Source organism: Oribacterium sp. FC2011, assembly GCF_000701645.1.
Classification (GTDB): Bacteria; Bacillota; Clostridia; order Lachnospirales; family Lachnospiraceae; genus Oribacterium.
Map to the genome: position 1 here is coordinate 38,307 of NZ_JNJM01000012.1, position 22,000 is coordinate 60,306.

The following is a 22,000-nucleotide window of genomic DNA, read 5'->3' on the forward strand; positions in this document are numbered from 1 at the left end:
GTTTTATTAATAACTATAACGCACAAAAAATGATTATTTTATATTGTTCTATCATAAAGAAAAGGGCATGATCCGAAGATCATGCCCTTAAACCCGGAACCTTTCACGAGAGCACATTCATTCATAACAAAGCGGCAAAACGCACTGTGTTCTGCCGCTTAATTCTTTTTTCAGAACCTCCCCTTCTTCCTGTACCATTTATAGAAGCCGATGCAGATCAGAGCGCTGAGAAGCGAGCCTGCGGGAGCCGCAAGTCCCATGGCATACAGCGAATCAGGGCTCAGCTCTGTGGCGAACCACGCTCCCGGGATACGCACCAGAAGCACAGACAGTACATTGTGGATGAAGCTGAGGATGGAAGCATTGCAGGCGCTGAAATATCCGGAAAAGGGGAAATGCACTCCCGCCACGATGCAGTCAAGCACGTAGGTTCTCATGTACTGAACCGAAAGCTCCCGTACAACAGGATCTGATGTAAACATTGAAAAAACAGGACCTGAAATGAACTGAAAAAGTACCGCGAATATGAGTCCGATCCCGGCAGACATCATTACCCCGTATTTCAGGGTCTGACGTGCCCTTTCTCTGTCTCCCGCTCCTATGGACTGAGCTGCAATGGTGGAGACAGTAGAAAGCATACTTGAAGGCACCAGGAAAAGGAAGCTTATGGTCTTCTCAACTATGCCGACCGCCGCGGATATATCCACTCCTCTCCGATTGGCGATCACGGTGATGACCAGGAAACCGATCTGAACAAATCCGTCCTGACAGGCGATGGGAACACCGATGCCGAGTATCTTTTCAAGGATCTTTCTGTCCGGCATGAAATCAGCCTTATGTACAACAAAGAGCCTTTTCTTCACTATGGCCATAATGGCAATGACTACACTCACCCCCTGAGCCAGCACTGTACCGAAGGCCGCACCGGATGCCCCCAGTCTCATGGGTCCCATGAAGATAAGATCAAGAACTATATTCACAAAGCAGGCGATGGCGATAAACCTAAGGGGACTCTTTGAATCTCCCATGCCTCTGAAAATGGAGCTCAGTATGTTGTAGGCTACGATAAACGGAATCCCTGCGAAGCAGATGGTGAGATAACTAACGGTTCCGGGCACCGCCTCAACAGGTGTAGAAAGGACCGAAACTATAGGATGGATGGTCATAAGCAGTATCACCGTAACTATCAATGCAGCTCCCGTGAAAAGAGTCACGGTATTTCCTATGGTACAGCTCACTTTCCTGTCATCCTCCGCTCCCACATACCGGCCTATCATGACCGTAGAGCCCATGGCGAGTCCCACAAGCATCACCGTCACCATATGCATGACCTGTGAGCCTATGGACACGGCGGATATGACCTCCGATCCGTTGAACTGCCCCGCTATAAAAAGATCTGCAAGCCCGTACAGGGTCTGCAGGAAATAACTCAGAAGATAAGGCAGTGAGAACCATATCATATTGTGAAGAAGGTTTCCCTTAGAAAGATTGTGTTGAGCCATGATGTCTCCCTTACCCGCCCCGGAGCCGCCGGTCAGAATAGCAGTCATCTTTTTTCTGCGGCCCTTCGATAAAAAAGCGTTTGTTCCAATCATTTTAAGGAACAAACGCTTTTTTCACAATATCATTTTCTCTATACCAGTTATTCTCAAAAAGATTACCTGCATTTTATCAGGCTGCCTCAACACATTTCTTTAGTTTAATGCAGCCTCAATAAGTCCCCTGAAAAGAGGGTGTGCTTTATTGGGTCGTGATTTAAATTCGGGGTGTGCCTGTGTTGCAACGAAATAGGGATGCTCCTTAAGCTCGATCATCTCAACTATATGACCGTCCGGGGACTGTCCCACAAGCATCATTCCGGCTGCTTCCAGATCTTCCCTGTAATCATTGTTAACTTCATATCTGTGTCTGTGACGCTCGGTTATGGAAGTAGTTCCGTAAAGTCTTTCCGGCTTTGAACCCTCTCTCAGCTCACATGGATAGGCTCCGAGACGCATGGTTCCTCCGAGGTCTGTGACTGTTTTCTGTTCAGGCATAAGATCGATGACAGGATGTGTGGTCTCCGGCTTAAATTCCGTGGAGTCTGCATCCTTCCAGCCAAGAACATTTCTGGCAAATTCTATGATGGAGATCTGCATTCCAAGGCAGATTCCGAGATATGGTATCTTATTTTCACGGGCATACTGCGCCGACATAATCATACCTTCGATTCCGCGCTGACCGAACCCGCCCGGGATGAGGATGCCGTTAACCCCCTTTAATAAAGTGGCTGCTCCCTCCTTTTCAACCTCTTCGGAATCCACCCAGCGGATGTTTACCTTTGCATTATTTGCGATGGCGCCGTGCTTAAGTGATTCCGCAACGGAAAGGTAGGCGTCGTGAAGCTGAGTATACTTTCCGACGATGGCAATAACGGTTTCCTTTTCCGGATGACGGAGATTCTCTACCATTGCCGTCCAGGAAGTAAGGTCCGGTTCGGGGCATGGGAGGTGTAGACATTCGCACACTGACTGTGCAAGGTGCTCACGCTCCATGAGAAGGGGAACCTCGTAAATAAACTCGGCATTTGTGTTCTGAAGCACGTGATTTGAAGGCACGTTACAGAACATACCGATCTTCTCTCTGATGTCCTTGGGGATCGGATACTCGGTGCGGCATACAAGGATGTCCGGCTGAAGTCCGAGACGCTGAAGCTCGCGGACACTCATCTGTGTGGGCTTTGTCTTAAGCTCCTCCGAGGCATGAAGATATGGTACGAGAGTCACGTGTATCATGATGGCATTTTCACGTCCGATATCATGCTGGAACTGACGGATGGCCTCAAGGAAGGGCTGGGACTCGATATCTCCCACTGTGCCGCCTACCTCAATGATGGCAATGCGGTCCTCGGAAGGATCGTTTGAGCGATAGAAATCGGACTTTATCTCGTTTGTGATGTGAGGTATGACCTGAACTGTGTGGCCTTCGTACTCACCGTGACGCTCCTTGTTGAGAACAGACCAGTAAACCTTTCCTGATGTGATATTGGAACGGTGATCCAGGGACTCGTCAATAAAACGCTCATAGTGACCGAGATCAAGATCAGTCTCGGTGCCATCATCAGTTACAAAAACCTCACCATGCTGGATGGGGTTCATGGTACCCGGGTCAATGTTTATATATGGATCAAATTTCTGCATGGTCACCTTGTAGCCCCTTGCCTTGAGAAGCCTTCCAAGGGAAGCTGCAGTAATGCCCTTTCCGAGTCCTGAAACTACACCACCGGTTACAAAAACGTACTTGATCATAGAGTCCCCTTTCAAAATACAAAAAAAAGAGGTGACAAAGGCCAGGGACCTTCTAAAGTCCCTGTGACACCTTTGTCACCTCGTGATATCTCTAAAAAACATGAAGATGATACAATCAAATCATATATTTGTAAATAGGGTTTTTACTATTTATTTTAGGTTTATAAATCGGTCGCTCCTTGACCTATAATCTGTTTTTAGAGATATAGGTCATATAGAATCATGATCTTCATTGACTCATATTCTGTTTTTTGGAATATAGGTCATTCAGAATCAGGTTCTTCATTGACTCATATTCTGTTTTTTGGAATATAGGTCATTCAGAATCAGGTTCTTCATTGACTCATATTCTGTTTTTGGAAATATAGGTCATTCAGAATCAGGTTCTTCATTGACTCATATTCTGTTTTTGGAGATATAGGTCATTCAGAAAAAGGCTCACCACCCCTATACCCCCTCCTCAGTTCAGCCCTTTAGCTGAACAGCAGCTTAAAGGCTTCCATCTCCGCATCCTGCGGTGAAGAGCCGCTGTCCTCAAAATGATTTACAGCGTCCTGCACCTTCTGGTAATCGTTCGGAACTATCTTCTTGAAGCTCGGAAGGAATCTGTCGAAATTATCAAGTATCTCCTTTCCAAGCTCGGAACCGGTCTCCTGAACATAGTCCTTAAGTATGGCCTTAAGCTCCTTCACGTCGTATCTTTCCGTCACCTCCCGGAGCTGTACCATATCCTTGTTGAGCTTCAGATACAGTGAATGGTCTTCATCAAGAACATAGGCGATACCACCGGACATACCTGCCGCAAAGTTCTTTCCTGTGTGCCCGAGGATAACCGCACGGCCGCCGGTCATGTACTCAAGACCGTGGTCACCGCAGCCCTCAGCCACCGCAGTAGCTCCGGAGTTTCTCACGCAGAAACGTTCTCCGGCTATACCTTCAACATAACACTTTCCGGAGGTTGCACCATAAAGCGCCACGTTACCGATGATAATGTTTTCGGACGGACGGAATGCCCTTCCTTTAGGCGGTGTCACGATAAGCTTTCCGCCGCTTAAGCCCTTTCCGAAACCGTCATTGGCATCACCGTGAAGCCTGATGGTGAGACCCTTAGGGATGAAGGCACCGAAGGACTGTCCTCCTCCGCCGTAGGCTTCCACAACAAAGGTATCATCCTGGAGCTCCCGGGTCTGTTCACCCATCCAGTAATTATCTGTTATCTCAGAACCCAGGATGGTTCCGAAGGTACGGTTGGTACTTGAAACCTTAACCTTCTCCTCATGATGCTCACCCTTCTCCATAGCATTTTTGAATTTAGGCAGGAGTACGCTTTCGTCCAATGTCTTCTCCAGATGGAAATCATAAACATGCTCCGGATCAAAATGACGTACATTCTCCGGAAGACTTGCGAACTCAGGGTCGAGTATGGCTGAAAGGTCTACCTTTTTCGCACGGTCGGTAACATTGGCACGCTCCTCGGAAAATGCCAGACAGTCGGTACGTCCCACCATTTCCTGCACTGTTCTGAAGCCAAGCTCTGCCATGATTTCCCGGAGCTCCTGAGCTATAAACTTCATAAAGTTCATAACATACTCAGGCTTGCCCTTGAACTTTGCACGGAGCTTGTCATTCTGTGTGGCAACTCCAAAAGGACAGGTATCCTTGTGGCATACCCTCATCATCATGCATCCCATGCTGACAAGAGCTGTTGTGGCAAAACCGTACTCCTCGGCACCGAGAAGGGCTGCAATGGCAACATCACGTCCGGTCATAAGCTTACCGTCCGTCTCCAGCATTACCCTGTTACGAAGTCCGTTACGGATAAGTGTCTGGTGAGCTTCCGTGATTCCCAGCTCCCAGGGAAGTCCGGCATGATGGATTGAAGTCATGGGAGCCGCACCGGTTCCTCCGTCATAGCCGGCTATCAATATTACCTGCGCACCGGCCTTGGCAACACCGCAGGCTATGGTTCCGACACCGTTTTCGGAAGCCAGCTTCACTGAGATTCTGGCACGGCGGTTTGCATTCTTAAGATCATAAATAAGCTGCGCCAGATCCTCGATACTGTATATATCGTGATGAGGCGGAGGCGAGATCAGAGACACACCGGGAGTTGAAAATCTGGTCTTTGCAATCCAGGGATAAACCTTCTTTCCCGGAAGGTGTCCGCCTTCGCCCGGCTTTGCGCCCTGAGCCATCTTTATCTGTATCTCACTTGCGGAATTAAGATAGGATCCCGTAACGCCGAAACGTCCCGAGGCCACCTGCTTTATGGCAGAATTCCTCTCTGTTCCGTATCTTGAAGGATCCTCTCCACCTTCGCCCGAATTTGACTTTCCGCCAAGGCGGTTCATGGCAACGGCCATAGTCTCATGGGCTTCCAGGGAAATGGAGCCGTAAGACATTGCACCTGTCTTGAAACGCTTCACGATGGACTCCACAGGCTCAACCTCACTGAGAGGAACCGGCTTATTCTTTGGAGCGAATTCCATGATGCCTCGAAGGGCATGGGGAATAGGTGCATCATCTATCATGGCGCTGTATTCCTTAAACCTCTTGTAGTCCCCCTTCTGCACTGCCTGCTGCAGTGCCTTTATGGTCTTTGGAGTATAAAGGTGTTCATCCTTATCTTTAACATTGCAGAAATTTGCCATCCTCAGCTTCTGAAGCTTTTCATTTTCCTCCCCGGAAGCCTCTAAAGAGATCTTCCTATTCTTAAGGGCGGGTACACTGTAAAACATTGACTCATCCCCATCTGCCCCATTGAGTCCCAGAGGATCAAAGGCCAGCTCATGCCTCCAGTTTACGCCTTCGGATATTTCTTTTATGCCGATGCCTCCTACCCTTGAAACAGTGCCTGTAAAATACTTGTCCGTAAACTCACGGCTAAGCCCGATGGCCTCAAATATCTTCGCCGACTGGTAGGACTGGATGGTGGATATACCCATCTTCGCCGAAATCTTTACTATGCCGTGGAGGACCGCCTTGTTGTAGTCTTCGATAGCCGTATGTGTATCCTTGTCGAGATATCCTTCATCGATGATCTCGGCTATACACTCATGTGCGAGATATGGATTGATGGCACGGGCACCAAAGCCAAGGATCGCCGCAAACTGATGAACATCTCTCGGTTCTGCAGACTCGAGAATAAGGGAAACCGCAGTCCTCTTCTTTGTAAGCACCAGATGCTGTTCAACGGAGCTCACAGCAAGCAGCGAAGGGATGGCAACGTGGTTTTCATCAACTCCCCTGTCACTCAGGATGATAATGTTGCAGCCTCTCTGATAGGCACGGTCCACAGTGATATTTAACTGCTGGAGGGCTCTTTCAAGAGAAGTATTCTGGTAGTAAAGCAGCGACACAACAGCTGACTTGAAGCCAGGAGCTGAAAGCTCTTTTATCTTCAAAAGCTCTACTCCCGTAAGGATAGGATTTGTTATCTCCAGAACCCGGCAGTTCTCCGCCTTTTCCTGAAGGAGGTTTCCGTCAGAACCAAGGTACACGGTTGTATCCGTAACTACCTTTTCACGAAGTGAATCTATAGGAGGATTTGTAACCTGGGCAAAAAGCTGCTTAAAATACCTGAACAGGAGCTGATGCTTATTGTCAAGCACGGCAAGGGGTGTGTCATGTCCCATGGAGGCAGTGTCCTCAACACCATTCTGTGCCATGGGAAGGATTATGGACTTCACATCCTCATGAGTGTAGCCGAAAGCCTTGTAAAGCCTGTCTCTCTGCTCCCTGTCGTGGGTTTCCACCTTGTGGTTCGGGATCCTGATATCCTCAAGATGCAGAAGATTTCTGTCAAGCCACTCTCCGTAAGGATTCTTCTCGGCATAATGCTTCTTTATCTCGGAATCCGATACAATCCTCTTCTGAAGGGTATCCACCAGAAGCATACGTCCCGGCTGGAGTCGTGACTTCTTTACGATATGCTTTGAGTCAATGTCAAGAACTCCCACTTCAGAGGCAAGGATCAGTCTGTTATCGTCGGTGATGTAGTATCTCGAGGGTCTCAGACCGTTTCTGTCAAGGGTTGCTCCCACCACATCCCCGTCGGAAAAAATGATGGCTGCGGGACCGTCCCAGGGCTCCATCATGGTGGCATAGTAATGATAGAAATCCCTCTTCTCCTGATCCATAAACCTGTTATGCTTCCAGGGCTCGGGAATGGTCACAGTCATGGCAAGAGGAAGCTCCATACCGTTCATATACATGAATTCCAAAGTATTGTCCAGCATGGAGGAATCGGAACCGTTTCGCTCCACCACCGGGAATATCTTCTCAACCTCCTTGTCAAGGAATGGACTCTGCATGGTTTCTTCACGGGCCAGCATCCTGTCAATGTTTCCCTTGATGGTATTGATCTCTCCGTTATGGGCAAGCATGCGGTAGGGGTGGGCACGATCCCAGCTGGGAGTTGTATTTGTTGAGAATCTGGAGTGAACGATGGCTATGGCAGTCTTGTAATCAGGATCCCTCAGGTCATCATAGAAAGCACGAAGCTGTCCCACCAGAAACATTCCCTTATATACGATGGTTCTGGAGCTCAGAGAACAGATATAGGTGTCCTCAGAGGACTGCTCGAACTCACGTCTCTGAACATATAATCTTCTGTCAAAATCAATGCCTCTCTCCACTCCCTCAGGTCTTTCAATGAAGCACTGCTCTATACAGGGCATGCAGTCCAATGCTATCTTTCCCAGAATCTCGGGATGCGAGGGAACCGGTCTCCAGCCAAGGACAGTGAGCCCGTTCTTTTTTGCGATGACTTCAAACATCCTTTTTGCGAAGGTTCTCTTCTTTTCATTCTCAGGGAAAAAGAACATTCCAACGCCGTAATCTCTTTCTTCTCTAAGCACAATTCCGGCTTCCTTTGCTGCCTTTTTAAAGAAATCATGACTTATCTGGAGAAGTATACCTACACCGTCTCCCACCTTACCTGTGGCATCCTTTCCGGCACGATGCTCCAGCTTTTCCACTATATGAAGGGCATCATCAAGAACCTTTTCGTCCTTTGTACCGTCAATGTTTACAACGGTTCCTATTCCGCAGGCATCGTTGCCGAGCTCCTCAGGGTGTCCTGAGGAAACCGGTCTCCATAATGTATTGTGGCCGCGGAGTTCTTCCGGAACTATGAAGCAGTTACCGGCAGTTACATTGGCGGCCTCCTGATTTGTATTTTGATAATTCTCCATTTACGTACTCCCTCTGACTGTTTCTGTTCCCGTCCGGGAAAATGCCGGGCGGACACCGGCCCACTCGATTGAAAGTACATTACAAATAATCTTGTTCTTTCAACTTGCAAGCCCTGGCACCATCCTCACATTTTCTTTCTTGTAATGGGTGCCGATTATTCAAGATATATCTTTTCCTCAATATTCCCATACCACCAGGGAATAAAAACCCCATAGTACAAATCAAGCAGGAATGAATAAACCACTCCTGCAGGATCTGCCCTGCAGCTATGCAGGAAATCTTTGTCTTATGTATGTTCTTATCTCAATGAGAAAAGAAGCTTTGAATAGGTCGGATATGGCAGGCAGCTTTCCGGAATCATGCTTTCTGCATGGTCAACATGTGCTCTAAGCTCCTCCATGTCGCTCAGTACCTTGTCATGGTAAGCTCTCGCCTGTGAAAGGCTGTCCCCGAGTCCCTCTGTAAAGTGAAGGTCTTTTTCCAGTTTCTCTATGCCCTTGCTTATCTCAACTGCCTCTGCATCAAGCTTTGCAAGGATGCCTGTTTCAAAAGTGCAGGCTACATCTGAAAGCAGCTGTTTCTTGGAAAGTGCAGTAGCTGTAACCTCTGTCTGATATTTGAGAAGACCTTCTGTAAAGTCCTTCTTAACCATCTCAAGCATGGTCAAAGCTTCGATACGGATGGTCTTTGCGTAGTTCTCAAGGAATATCTCATATCTTGAATCTATTTCTGATTCGGTAAATACATGATGCTTTATGAAGAGCTGTTTGTTCTTCTCGGCAATAAGTCTCGGCATAGCTTCCGGAAGTGACTTAAGGTTAAAGAGACCTCTCCTCTCGGCTTCCTCTACCCACTCGTCTGTGTAGCCGTTTCCGTTAAATACTATTCTTCTGTGCTCCTCAATGAGTTCCTTAATAAGCTTTCCGGCCTCTTCCTCGATGTTCTCAGGTGCTGTTCCCGAAAGTCTGTCTGCAATCTGATCGATAGCCTCAGCAACAGCGGTATTAAGGACGATGTTAGGGTCTGCAACTGAAAGTGAGGAACCGGGCATACGGAACTCGAACTTGTTTCCTGTAAATGCGAAAGGCGATGTTCTGTTACGGTCGGTGTTGTCCTTTCTGAAATGAGGAAGTACGTGTGCACCTGTTTCCATCTGGGTTGCAGCATCCGACTTGAAATCAGCCTCACCATTTTCGATGGATTCAAGTACCCTCTCGAGGGCATCACCTACATAAACGGAAACGATAGCCGGAGGTGCTTCGTTTGCGCCAAGTCTGTGATCATTACCGGCAGAAGCAACGGACACTCTCATGATATCCTGATACTCATCGATAGCCTTGATAATTGCAGCAAGGAAAAGCAGGAACTGAGTGTTCTTCTCAGGGTTCTTGCCGGGATCCAGAAGGTTCTCGCCCTCTGATGTGATCATTGACCAGTTGTTGTGCTTACCGGAGCCGTTGATTCCCTCAAATGGCTTTTCGTGAAGTAGACATGCGAAATTGTGCTTGTCGGCAACCTTCTTCATCATCTCCATGGTAAGCTGGTTATGGTCAACTGCAATGTTTGCAGTCTCAAATACAGGTGCAAGCTCATGCTGTGAAGGTGCAACCTCGTTATGCTTGGTCTTTGCCGGGATACCCAGTTTCCAGAGCTCCTCATCAAGGTCATGCATGAATGCTGAAACCTTTGGCTTCAGAACTCCGAAATAATGATCCTCCATTTCCTGTCCCTTTGGAGCAGGAGCACCGATAAGTGTACGTCCTGTAAGAAGAAGGTCTTCTCTCTCCTTGTAGAGATCCTTGTCGATAAGGAAATATTCCTGCTCTGAACCAACAGTCGTGTCAACTCTTGTAACTCCTGTTTTTCCGAGAATATGAAGAAGCTTTGTGGCAGATTCACTTAAAGTCTCCATGGATCTGAGAAGCGGAGTCTTCTTGTCGAGAGCTTCACCTGTGTATGAGCAGAATGCTGTCGGTATGTACAGTGTTCCGTCCTTTATAAATGCAGGAGAAGAAGGATCCCATGCAGTATATCCTCTTGCCTCAAAGGTAGCTCTCAAGCCTCCTGAAGGGAAGGATGATGCATCAGGTTCACCCTTTACAAGCTCCTTGCCGGAGAACTCCAGAAGTACTCCTCCGTCTGAGGTAGGGGTAATGAAACTGTCATGCTTCTCAGCTGTGAGTCCTGTCATAGGCTGGAACCAGTGAGTAAAATGGGTAGCTCCCATTTCCAATGCCCACTCCTTCATGGTTGCGGCAACAGTATTTGCCACATCTATTTCAAGATGTGAACCATTCTGTATGGTCTTGTGAACAGCCTTATAAATATCCTTAGGAAGTCTCTCCCTCATTATCTTGTCGTTAAATACAAGGCTTCCGTAAATGTCAGAAATTGTAGATGTACTCATAGCTTCTCCTCCCTCATTGTAAACATACATAATTAAGTGATTTATAAATATAAAAAAAGAGGACAATGACACAGTTTATAAAACCGAACGCCATTGTCCTCTTTAGTTATCATGTTATTGAATTGTTTTATAAAAACCTTTGCTTATGAATTTCGACATTCATGATATTAAGGAATCTTAAACATAGGTGTTTATTACAGATTGGTGACTATCCTTCCGTTTTCACGGATGACCTTTATTGCAGCTTCTCTTCTTGTGATGGAAGCATTCATGGCCTCTTTTTCAAGATATTTATGTGCCTCAGGCTCAGTCATGCCGCCTCTTTCGATGAGAAGGCATTTGGCTCTGGTCACATATTTCTCATCTTCAAGCTTTCGCTGAAGCTTCTGATTTTCTTTTAAAACCCTTTGTACCTTATGACTCACTGTGCTCAGCATCTGCACTGATGATGTGAACAATGCCGGGTTCACAGGTCTCGCCATAACCATGATTCCGGAATCCCCGGAACGGTACTGAACCTCCTGGTAAACGTCTTTGTTCACCAGCATAAGTATACTCATGGCCTGATATTTTGCTGCGATTTCCAATGCAGCCTGAAGACCAAACTCATCCGGAAGAGGGGTATATATGATCAAGAGATCAAAACTCTCTTCCATAAGCTTTTGCTTAACCTTTGTCATGGACGGCTGAAATGACAACTTGCCAAATCCTGAGGGCAGAATCCCTTTGATCTGGGTCGCCACTTTTTCCATGGCAGCCGCAATCAGCACACTGCTCCCTTTCTCCGCTCTCTCCATGTTAATCTCCCTAAACGGTACTTTTGCAGTACCAAGAATCCTAAAACAATCAGTTCATACGCCCGAAATATGATTTCGGACTTCTCATTCCCCGGTCCTGACTCCGGGAGTTTCAACTTGGATGCCTATGCCGCCATTGGCATCACCAGATACATATTCTAAACTTCATCTCCTGAATACGCTGCGAGATATCCTTCAGGAATAAGTGTCCTTACAAACTCAGAGTCTCTTGCATAGGCTATGGCTTCATCAAGGGACTGCGGTAATCTCTTAAGTTTATCAGTTATGGAAGTGTCTGCCTTGAAAAGATTTACATCCAAAGGCTCCATTGGCTCAAGCTTTCTCTCAATGCCATCGATTCCTGCGTATATAAGGAGCATAAACGCAAGATAAGGATTTGCGGTTGGATCAGGTGATCTGAGCTCAATTCTCTTTTGATCTGATCTTGTGGCAGGTATACGGATAAGCTGTGAACGGTTTTCAGCTGACCAGCTTACGTACTTTGGTGCCTTCATATCACCAAGTCTCTCGTAGCTCTCCCTTTTTGGATTAAGGAAAAGTGTGATCTCTCTGATATGATCAAGTATTCCCGCCATAAAGTTGTCGGTATAATACTTTCCGTCTTTTGACCTTACGGAAATGTTTATATGCATACCATTTCCCGGCTCATTGGTGAGAGGTTTCGGGCTGAAGTCTGCCCATACGCCATCTGAATTCGCTATGGATTTTACCACCCATTTAAAGGCTGAAGCATTATCCGCAGCCTCAAGAGGTTCCGCATAACGAAAATCTACTTCGTTCTGTCCCGGACCCATTTCGTGGTGACTGGCCTCAGGTCTGATACCCATGTCAACCAGAGCAAAGCTGATCTCTCTTCGGATATTCTCACCATGATCCTCAGGTGCTATATCCATGTAGCCTGCATTATCCTGCGGTATCTTGGTGGGCTCGCCTTTTTCATCAAGCTTAAAAATATAGAACTCCACCTCTGTGCCGATATTAATAATAAAACCTTTGTCCTCGGCCATTCTCACCGCCTGCTTCAAAAGCCAGCGACTGTCCCTCTGAAACATGCTGCCATCAGGATACTCTATATCACAGAACATTTTTGCAACCCGTCCATCGATTGGTCTCCATGGAACTATGGAAAGTGTTGTGGGATCCGGTCTCAGGAAAAGATCCGAGTGAACCTCTGCTCCAAAACCTGCCACAGAACTTGCGTCTATACTTATGCCTTCGGTAAATGCTCTCCTAAGCTCATCCGGCATGATGGCGATATTCTTCTGAACTCCAAATACATCAAAGTACGCGAGTCTGATAAATTTGACATTTTCATCCTCAACAAATTCAAGGACGTCTTCATATGAATTCATTTTTTCCACCTCAAAATCATCATAGGTACTGAATATTGTATTACTGAAATTCATTGTAGTAAACTCGCTTTTCTAAAATAATCCCGTCCGGAAAACGTCGGATGCGCGTAGGCACATCTTTCCGTTTCCTACATTACTTTACCAATTGACTAACAAATTCTTCGAAACGCCTCATGGCTTCCCTGGTGTTATCGTGTGTTGAAAATGCGGTGAGTCTGAAAAAATTTGTTCCGGATTTTCCGAAACCGGCCCCGGGGGTTCCGACTACGTAAACTTCTTTAAGAAGTTTGTCGAAGAAGTCCCAGCTGTCCAAATCTCCCGGACACTTTAACCATATGTAAGGGGAATTCTTTCCGCCGGTGTAGTAAATACCAAGCTTATCCATGGTATCTGTTATGATTTTCGCATTATCACGATAATACTGAATGTTTTCTTCTATTTCTTTTTCACCCTCCTGAGAGAATACGGCCTCTGCGCCTCTCTGGGTGATGTAGCTTACGCCATTAAATTTTGTGGTCTGTCTGCGGAGCCACATTTTATTGAGATTTCCTTCACCTCTTGTGAGGGTATCGGGAACCACTGTGTAACCGCATCTTGTTCCGGTAAAGCCTGCCTTCTTTGAAAGGCTGCAAAACTCTATGGCTACTTCTCTTGCTCCCGGAATCTCATAAATGCTGTGAGGATAGTCACCGGTTATAAAGCACTCATAGGCTGCATCAAACAGGATTATGGAACCATTCTCTCTTGCAAAATCAACCCATTTCTGCAAGCCCTCTCTGTTATAAACCGCCCCGGTAGGATTGTTGGGGCTGCAGAGGTAAATGATGTCTGCCTTATATTCAGGTGACGGAAGCGGGAGGAAGCCATTGTCCTCTGATGACATTGCAAGAATGATCTTTCTGCCATCCATCATATTGGTGTCCACATATACCGGATAAACAGGATCTGTAACGAGGACAGTATTCTTTTTATCGAAAAGATCCAGTATATTTCCAAGGTCTGACTTTGCACCGTCGGAAATGAATATTTCGTCAGGATTAAGTTCCACTCCAAATTTTGTATAGTAATTTCTGATAGCTTCCTTAAGGAAATCATATCCCTGCTCAGGTCCGTAGCCTCTGAAGGTCTCCGGCTCTCCCATTTCTCCGGCTGCCTTAATCATGGCATTAACAACGGTTTTTGGAAGAGGTCTCGTCACGTCTCCTATTCCCATGCGGATAAGCTTATCTGAAACCTCAGGATTTGATTCCTGCCAGGTACGGATGCGCCTTGCAATCTCAGAAAAAAGATAGCTCTCATTAAGCTTCAAAAAATTCTCATTTATACTTGCAGACATTTTAAATGCTCCTGTATATTATTCATTCTTTACGAGTCTTACGCATAGCTCTGCTGACTCAAACATAAAGAAAAGGACAACACACCCCTGGTATCATAACCGGGACGCCGTTGTCCTTTGTCATCATTATACGAACCACAAAATACTTGTCAAGGTTATTTCGGATTGCAAAAATTTATACAAGCTATTCCTTGACATTTATTAAGTACTGCGCAATAATCACTAACCATAAAGACGGCAACGATGTCGGTTTAACCACCGGGATCTTTGCCGTCTTTTTTGTTTTCAGGTTTGATGAATTAAGCCCGGTCAGAACATTGTAAAGGTTCGTAAACATTAAACCAAAATCCTATAACTATCTTATTAGGGAGTATCAGATTATGTGTAGTATCATTGGTTTCTGTGATAAGCGCGCACAGTATGAAGTTGTTAAAACTGCGCTTCTTAAAACAACCTCCAGAGGTCCGGATGCCTCAAGGATCATCGACACAGGTAATGGTTTCCTTGGCTTTAATCGACTTTCTATCATGGGACTCAATGATGCCGGCATGCAGCCTTTTGAACTTGACGGCTCATATATAGTTTGTAACGGTGAAATCTACGGTTTCCGCAAATTAAAGGAAATGCTTATAAAGAAGGGTTACACCTTTAAGTCAGATTCCGACTGCGAAATCCTTCTGCCCCTCTATAAAGAGTTTGGAACAGATATGTTCAGAATGCTGGATGCTGAATTTGCCATGGTTATCTATGATGCAGAAACAGAATCCTACATCGCAGGAAGGGATCCTTTCGGAATCCGTCCCCTTTACTATGGAGAAACCACAGACGGTGTTCTCTCCTTCGCTTCCGAGCCCAAAAACCTTGTGGGGCTTTGCCATGAAGTTAAGCCATTCCCGCCGGGACACTACTACAAGGACGGCGAATTCATTTGCTACTATGATGTTTCCAAAGTAAATAAATATAATAAGCAGGATGATCTTGATGCCATCTCAAAAAACATTCATGACCTTCTTATACAGGGTGTAGAGAAGCGTCTCGATGCGGATGCTCCTGTCGGTTTCCTGCTTTCCGGAGGTCTCGACTCTTCTCTCGTTTGCGCTATCTCCGCAAAGCTTCTGAACAAGCCCATTGAAACCTATGCCATCGGCATGGACATTGACGCCATTGATCTTAAGTATGCAAGAGAGGTTGCGGATTACATCGGATCAAACCACCACGAAGTTATAATTAACCGTAATGATGTTATAAATGCCATCGAGCCGGTCATTGAAGCTCTGGGAACCTACGATATTACAACCGTAAGAGCTTCCATAGGTATGTATCTCTTATGTAAAGCCATCCATGAGCAGTCAGATATCCGCGTACTTCTCACCGGTGAGATTTCCGATGAGCTCTTCGGATACAAGTACACAGATTTTGCACCGTCTGCAGAGGAATTCCAAAAGGAAGCTGAAAAGCGTGTCCGTGAGCTCCATATGTATGACGTTCTCCGTGCGGACCGCTGCATCAGCGTAAACTCCCTTGAGGCACGCGTACCTTTCGGCGATCTGGCATTTGCAGACTATGTAATGCATATCGACCCCGAAAGAAAGCTTAACACTTATAACAAGGGTAAATATCTCCTTCGCCACGCCTTCGAAGAGGATCATATCCTTCCCGAAGACATCCTCATGCGTGAAAAGGCTGCTTTTTCCGATGCGGTAGGTCACAGCCTTAAGGACGACCTGGCAGAATTCGCAGAGGCCAGCTACACTGATGAAGAATTTGAAGAAAGATGCGAAAAGTACACTCATGCAACACCTTTCACCAAGGAATCTCTCCTTTACAGAGACATCTTTGAGAAATACTATCCCGGTCAGTCCGGAATGGTAGTTGATTTCTGGATGCCAAACAAGACCTGGCCGGGTTGTAATGTTAACGACCCTTCAGCCCGCGTTCTCAGTAACTACGGTGACTCCGGAAAATAAAAAGATTCGAAAATATGAAATACCTGTCTGATGCATATATTTAAGGAACCGCCGGAGACTATATCAATCTCCGGCGGTTTTATAGTTAATGAATCATTATATACATTACAACCGAAACCACAGTACTTGTAAGACCGATGATGGCTTCGTAAGGAATCAGTTTCATGCGCTCACTGATGGTAAGGTTTACTGCACCGCCTGTTGCGTGGAAGAAGGAACCGTGTGGCAGGGAATCCAGCACTGTTGCTCCGGCATGGATCATTGCTGCTGCGGCCAATGCTGAAACACCGTTAGCAAGGAGTGTAGGAGCAAAGGTTTGTGAAGCAACGGTTGCTCCAGCTGTGGTTGATGCTGTAGCTGCTGCCATAAGTATTCCTGAAAGCGGAGCCAGAACGAAAGCCGGCATATTCATTGCCTCAAGGAGGTTTGTCACATCATACTGTAATGCAGAAGCCTTTATGATACCTGCGATTGTACCGGTACCTATAAGAAGGATTGATACACCGATCACCTTGCTGAGACCAAATTCCATATACTCGATACAGTTTTTGACTTTACCGGTTGCAAGCATACACACAAAACCTCCCACCGGAAGTGCGATCAAAGGATCAATAGCTATTCCTGCGATAGGACGTAATGCAAGCATCACTATAACCACAACCGGACCGAGTACTGCAGGTAAAAATGCAGGAAGGTTCTTTTCGCCTGTAGCTTCCATGTCATCGGCTGTGATCTCTCCTCCGCTCTTTTTAACAAGCATGGAAGCCAGAATGATGGACACTATAAGAGCAAATACTGCAGGAACTGCATTTCTCATCATTACTGCTGTAAGATCCTGTGAAAATGCCTCTGATACTGAAATTGTATTGGGGTTCGGGGAAATAATGTTTCCGGCCTTTCCTCCACCAATCATAGCGATAAGGATGCCGCTTTTTGAAAGACCTGCTCTCTTTCCTATTGCCAAAGCTATGGGAGCAACCGTAATTACGGAAATATCTATAAATACACCAACCGCACAGATAATCATGGTGGCTATGGCAATTGCCGCCACAGCTCTCTTTTCACCAAGCTTCTCAACAATGGTTTCTGCGATTTTCTCTGCAGCTCCTGTTTTGATCAATGTTCCTGCCAGGATTCCGCTGGTGAGAATTCTGAGAACCGATGACATCATTGAGCCTGCTCCGCTGACCATGGTGCTTACTGTTATGGAAAGACCACCTCCGCCGATCAGACCTCCGATCAATGCTCCGAGAATAAGACTATATGCCGGCTGGACCTTTTTGATGATAAATATTATCGCAACAGCCAGTCCGATAATTGCTCCTAAAGTTGTAAATTGTGCTTCCATGGTTACTTCCTTTCGTTATCTATCTACTCATCTATTAACACAGTTTTTGAGCCTTAACATCTGACACACAGATGTCAATCCAATCGACCATTATCGTGGTCGCCATACCACCTTGATTTCTAAAAAATCAAAAAGAATCATTCTTTATAGAGATATGTTGATCATCCGGAACATTCGAACAGCTCCCTTATAGTAAAGCTCTTCTGCCCTATCCAGAGCTTCCGACAGAAGCATTGGCCCATCCACCGTAGTCATGATGGAATTGATTCCATGCTCGAATATTCCTTCATAGCCTTTTCCGAGACCGCCGCAAAGGGCTGCAACCGGAATCTCATGGCTCTTTGCTCTGTCTCCGACTCCCTGCATTACCTTTCCGAAGCAGCTCTGCCAGTCTGTTCTGCCTTCTCCGGTAACTATCATGTCCGCACCTTCTATAAGTTTATCAAATCCGATGAGATCAAGCACTGTCTCGATACCCGACTTCATCTCTGCATTTAAAAATATTTTAAGCGCCGTACCAAGTCCGCCTGCTGCTCCCGCTCCTTGTATATCATCGGGATTAATGCCAAACTCCTTTATGATCACATCCCGATAATTACACATGCCTTTCTCGAGGCGTTCCAGAATTTCGTGGGTTCCACCCTTCTGTTTTCCAAATGTAAATGTGGCTCCGTCTTTTCCGCAAAGAGGATTTGTAACATCACACATAACCGTGAAACGCGCCTTCTTTGCTCTCTCATCCAAACCACTCATATCTATATGAGCGACCTTCTCAAGCTCGCTGCCCTTGCCTTCAAGTACGTTTCCGTTAATGTCCAAAAACTTTACTCCCAGGGCACTCGCAAAGCCCATGCCTCCGTCATTGGTTGCCGATCCGCCGATGGCAATGGATATATCCTCGAATCCTTCATCCAGCGCCGCCTTAACAAGCTCTCCGGTTCCATAGGTTGTGGTGTTAAGAGGATTCCTCTTATCCTCCGGAACCAGGGGAAGTCCTGAGGCCTGTGCCATCTCGAGAATTACCTCGGAATCACTAAGCTGTCCATAATAAGCTGTGACATCTTCCATCAGAGGACCGTGTACTTCCTTATAGACCTTTTTGCCTTTTCTGGCCAGAATAACGGCATCTGTTGTTCCCTCTCCGCCATCCGCAACAGGGATACCCATAGTCTCACAGGGACCAAATACCTCATGCGCTGCTTTTGTAAGTAATTCAATGGTTTGTTCGCTGGACAATGTGCCTTTGAAAGAATCCGATGCAAATACCAGTTTCATAGTCTGCTCCTTTTTTGTTACGACATACCATAACGATTTATGCAGTTTGTTAAGTTCATTGCATAAAATCGTTAGTTTCTATTGTTCTGAGTCACTCATTTATTAACTATATCTATATTTTATTTAAAATTTCTGATTTGGATAGAACTTCCGAGCATAAAAAGAGCGCATATATTTGTGTCTGCTACACAAAACATGCGTTCTGTATAAGTTTGCCCATTGTATACATTAGCCAATGAGATACATGTACAAAAAATCCATGAATCCCCGGTCCCTTGCACTTTCCAATGGATTAATGCCCAAATAATCCTTCATTTTGTTGTATCTGTACATCAGTGTATTTTTATGGATATAGAGCTTTTTGGATGCTTCAGACAAATTATAGTTTGATTCTTCCAGAGCTCCGATCATTTCGGTCAGCTGCTTTATCTGATCCTCTTTAAGTCTGCTTTTATATATGTAAAAAACCTGCTGAAGCTCCTGCCTCGAAACCAGTGAATGAAAATACTCCTGCACATGATCCATGAAGAATATGATTTCTTCTGAAGAATTTATATGGGATTCCAGCCACCGGCAGTGGCGAAAGGCATGATAGTACCTGGAAAAAGTGGTCTGAAGTGAACCTACATAAAAAACTGCACCGATGCCGGCTTCTTTCAGCTGTCTGATGGTGTACTCAAGATATATCGAAATCTCTTCTCTGTAATCAGTAAGATTCCTGTGTCCATCGACCTTTACCGTCTTAAATACCAGAAGGTGGTTGTCATCCATTACAAAACTGAAATCCTGGACCCAATGTCCTTTTCCCTGTCTGAGAACGGCAAGCACTTCATCAGGCTCCATAGCTTTGTTTCCAGACCTATCAGTTTTTCCAATCTTCGCGAAATTCAATTTACATAAAATCGGAACTCTGACCAGTGACTCATCATATTCCAACTGCTTTGCGATGCTTCTGATCTCAGCTGCATCTGCATATTCCGCCTGGGTTAAAAGATTCAGGAAATGTTCTTTCCTGCTTCTTCTGAGGCGAATGCTCTCCTGCTGCTTTTCAAATTTAAGCATGGTCTCAATGGCCATACGGGTAATGAGCGCAACATCATGTATCTGATCCGGATCTCCGGTAACTCCCACAACTCCTTCTTTACGCCCATCGCAAACTATAGCCATATTTATGCCCGGAAGCACTCCGGGGAATAATGAATCTTCCCGAACCACCAGAACATCCTGTGAACTGTGAATAACTCGATTCGCAGCTTCGTGGTACTTTCCCACACGTTCCTGATCCCGGCTTGCTATGATCACTCCCGATTCATCCATGATGTTAATGTTGTAGCCCGTATATTGGGTGACCTGCTCGATAAATTTTCTTGCTAACTCAGGTTCGATCATGAGAGGATTTTCCTTTCTGCAAAGAAATCAGCTTTAAAAACATCCCAACCCATCCACGCAAGGAGCAACAATTGATTTGCGTGATGATAAAATTCATTTTGAAGAAGCTATGACAAAACCATTTGACATTGGGGCTTTTGGCATTCTCGTTATGCCAATTATTTCATCAGTAATCCAGCGCCAACTTTGCCATGAGGACTGCACCCCGACAGAGGACAGCTTCATTTCCTTTATAATGGGCTGAGTGAAGAGGCCAAACCTTATCACCTTCATCTGTGGTTCCCAACCAGTAAAAAGCTCCCGGAGTTTTTTCGAGATAAAAGGCAAAATCTTCTGCAGTCATGGCCGGTTTATCAAGTCTTATGGTGTCTTCTTTTCCAAAAAGTTCTTCTGCCTTACATAAAACGTAATCTGCCATTTCAGGGTCATTCATAACAGCATTATAACCATGTTCATAGGTCAGTTCTCCGTCTATGGAGAATGCTATCTTTATCCCTTCAAATATTTCTTTTATACGCTTCTCGGCAGTTTCTCTGATATTTTTCTCGAAACTTCGCACAGTTCCTTCAAGCCTACAGGAACCCGGCACGACATTATACCTGGATCCAGACTGAAAAGTTCCTATGGTTATAACTCCTGACAGCATAGGATCCATATTTCTGCTAACCACAGTCTGAACAGCATTAACAAACTGACAGCCTGCAACCAGCGCATCATTTCCCTGATCCGGCATGGCGCCATGGGAGGTTTCTCCCAGAAACTCTATGGTGAATCTGTCAGAAGCTGCCATCTGTGGGCCTGCTTTTACACCAATTTTTCCGGCGGGAAGGTTTGGCCACACATGAAGTCCGAAGACCGCATCTGCATTCTGAAGCGCACCTTCCGCGATCATGTTTCTCGCACCGCCTCGGGGATTAAATTCTTCCGCCGGCTGGAAAATGAGCCTCACGGTTCCTTTCAAATCCTCCTGATGAAGTTTCAAAAGTCTCGCTGCTCCAAGAAGCATGGTGATGTGATGATCATGACCACAGGCATGCATTACTCCTTCATTCTCGGAAGAAAAGCTAAGACCCGTGTCCTCTGTGACGGAAAGCGCGTCCATATCCGCCCTGAGACATACGGTTTTACCGGCTTCTTTTCCTTTTATCTCCGCAAGAATCCCATGGCCTCCGACATTATCCCTGATCTCATAGCCGCCTATATCAGAAAGCTCTTCCAGTATCTTTTTTGAAGTTTCAATTTCCTGATTCGAAACCTCCGGATGCCTGTGGAACCAGCGCCTGAGATCTATAAGATGGGCCTCAAACCCTTTTGCCTCATTAATAAGATCCATAAATTCTCCTTCTTGCTGCCGCTACATACTTCGTAGCCATTATAACACCGCAGTGTCTATTTGTAACAGTTCGGCTGGGGAGAAGCCGATCGATTCGTTCGTTTAAATATATCACATTCCTTTTAACAGTTGAATCAATCCTAAAAAAGACCCCTATACCATATCTGATATAGAGATCTCTGTTTGTTATCTTAACTTAATGACTTTGGTTTTTTACACTCTTCTTGGAAAAAATACATACCTTGTAACACATTGTTAAACTATGGACAGCTTATAGATACTATTTCAGCAT

The 22,000-nt window shown here is 45.7% G+C and carries 12 protein-coding genes; 1 reads left to right on the forward strand and 11 read right to left on the reverse strand.

What is annotated here, in order from left to right:
- Positions 1-170 precede the first annotated feature (170 nt).
- From T357_RS0110930 to T357_RS0110960, 7 genes are all read right to left on the reverse strand, one after another.
- Entirely contained in the window at positions 171-1,550 is a 1,380-nt protein-coding gene (locus T357_RS0110930) for an MATE family efflux transporter (protein ID WP_044916794.1), read from the reverse strand.
- A 144-nt stretch (positions 1,551-1,694) separates the two neighbouring features.
- The gene (locus T357_RS0110935; RefSeq protein WP_031552330.1) at positions 1,695-3,287 is read right to left on the reverse strand and encodes a CTP synthase; all 1,593 of its coding nucleotides are present in this window, start codon (positions 3,285-3,287) and stop codon (positions 1,695-1,697) included.
- A gap of 473 nt (positions 3,288-3,760) precedes the next feature.
- Positions 3,761-8,482, reverse strand: coding sequence for a glutamate synthase-related protein (locus T357_RS0110940; protein ID WP_081828134.1), 4,722 nt, complete (start codon positions 8,480-8,482; stop codon positions 3,761-3,763).
- Between the two features lie 299 nt (positions 8,483-8,781).
- Positions 8,782-10,890, reverse strand: coding sequence for a glutamine synthetase III family protein (locus tag T357_RS0110945; protein WP_031552336.1), 2,109 nt, complete (start codon positions 10,888-10,890; stop codon positions 8,782-8,784).
- Positions 10,891-11,084: 194 nt separating this feature from the next.
- Entirely contained in the window at positions 11,085-11,687 is a 603-nt protein-coding gene (locus T357_RS0110950; protein ID WP_049962387.1) for an ANTAR domain-containing response regulator, read from the reverse strand.
- A gap of 158 nt (positions 11,688-11,845) precedes the next feature.
- Positions 11,846-13,060 carry a glutamine synthetase family protein gene (locus tag T357_RS0110955; protein ID WP_031552342.1) on the reverse strand — a complete coding sequence of 405 codons (1,215 nt, stop codon included), beginning with the start codon at positions 13,058-13,060 and terminating at the stop codon, positions 11,846-11,848.
- A gap of 133 nt (positions 13,061-13,193) precedes the next feature.
- Positions 13,194-14,396: an LL-diaminopimelate aminotransferase gene (locus T357_RS0110960; RefSeq protein ID WP_031552345.1), complete on the reverse strand. Its 1,203-nt coding sequence runs from the start codon at positions 14,394-14,396 to the stop codon at positions 13,194-13,196.
- Between the two features lie 380 nt (positions 14,397-14,776).
- On the opposite strand from T357_RS0110960, the gene asnB reads away from it, so the two are divergent.
- Entirely contained in the window at positions 14,777-16,363 is a 1,587-nt protein-coding gene (gene asnB / locus T357_RS0110965; protein ID WP_031552347.1) for an asparagine synthase B, read from the forward strand.
- 85 nt (positions 16,364-16,448) lie between these two features.
- Here the strand turns inward: asnB and T357_RS0110970 are convergent, their stop codons facing one another.
- The 4 genes from T357_RS0110970 to T357_RS0110985 form a co-directional block, all read right to left on the reverse strand.
- A complete protein-coding gene (locus T357_RS0110970) occupies positions 16,449-17,711 on the reverse strand; it encodes a GntP family permease (RefSeq protein WP_029201201.1) in 1,263 nt (420 codons plus the stop codon).
- Positions 17,712-17,855: 144 nt separating this feature from the next.
- Complete coding sequence (locus tag T357_RS0110975) at positions 17,856-18,986, reverse strand: glycerate kinase family protein (protein ID WP_031552349.1); 1,131 nt, start codon at positions 18,984-18,986, stop codon at positions 17,856-17,858.
- 228 nt (positions 18,987-19,214) lie between these two features.
- Positions 19,215-20,375, reverse strand: a complete 1,161-nt coding sequence (locus T357_RS0110980) for a CdaR family transcriptional regulator (protein WP_029201203.1) — start codon at positions 20,373-20,375, stop codon at positions 19,215-19,217.
- 166 nt (positions 20,376-20,541) lie between these two features.
- Positions 20,542-21,708, reverse strand: a complete 1,167-nt coding sequence (locus T357_RS0110985) for a M20 metallopeptidase family protein (protein ID WP_031552351.1) — start codon at positions 21,706-21,708, stop codon at positions 20,542-20,544.
- Positions 21,709-22,000 lie beyond the last annotated feature (292 nt).

Coding starts and splice junctions, on each gene's coding strand:
- T357_RS0110975 (WP_031552349.1), bottom strand. CDS start 18,986: ATGAAACTGGTATTTGCATCGGATTCTTTCAAAGGCACATTGTCCAGC.
- T357_RS0110960 (WP_031552345.1), bottom strand. CDS start 14,396: ATGTCTGCAAGTATAAATGAGAATTTTTTGAAGCTTAATGAGAGCTAT.
- T357_RS0110980 (WP_029201203.1), bottom strand. CDS start 20,375: ATGATCGAACCTGAGTTAGCAAGAAAATTTATCGAGCAGGTCACCCAA.
- T357_RS0110950 (WP_049962387.1), bottom strand. CDS start 11,687: ATGGAGAGAGCGGAGAAAGGGAGCAGTGTGCTGATTGCGGCTGCCATG.
- T357_RS0110930 (WP_044916794.1), bottom strand. CDS start 1,550: ATGACTGCTATTCTGACCGGCGGCTCCGGGGCGGGTAAGGGAGACATC.
- T357_RS0110940 (WP_081828134.1), bottom strand. CDS start 8,482: ATGGAGAATTATCAAAATACAAATCAGGAGGCCGCCAATGTAACTGCC.
- T357_RS0110955 (WP_031552342.1), bottom strand. CDS start 13,060: ATGAATTCATATGAAGACGTCCTTGAATTTGTTGAGGATGAAAATGTC.
- T357_RS0110945 (WP_031552336.1), bottom strand. CDS start 10,890: ATGAGTACATCTACAATTTCTGACATTTACGGAAGCCTTGTATTTAAC.
- asnB (WP_031552347.1), top strand. CDS start 14,777: ATGTGTAGTATCATTGGTTTCTGTGATAAGCGCGCACAGTATGAAGTT.
- T357_RS0110985 (WP_031552351.1), bottom strand. CDS start 21,708: ATGGATCTTATTAATGAGGCAAAAGGGTTTGAGGCCCATCTTATAGAT.
- T357_RS0110935 (WP_031552330.1), bottom strand. CDS start 3,287: ATGATCAAGTACGTTTTTGTAACCGGTGGTGTAGTTTCAGGACTCGGA.
- T357_RS0110970 (WP_029201201.1), bottom strand. CDS start 17,711: ATGGAAGCACAATTTACAACTTTAGGAGCAATTATCGGACTGGCTGTT.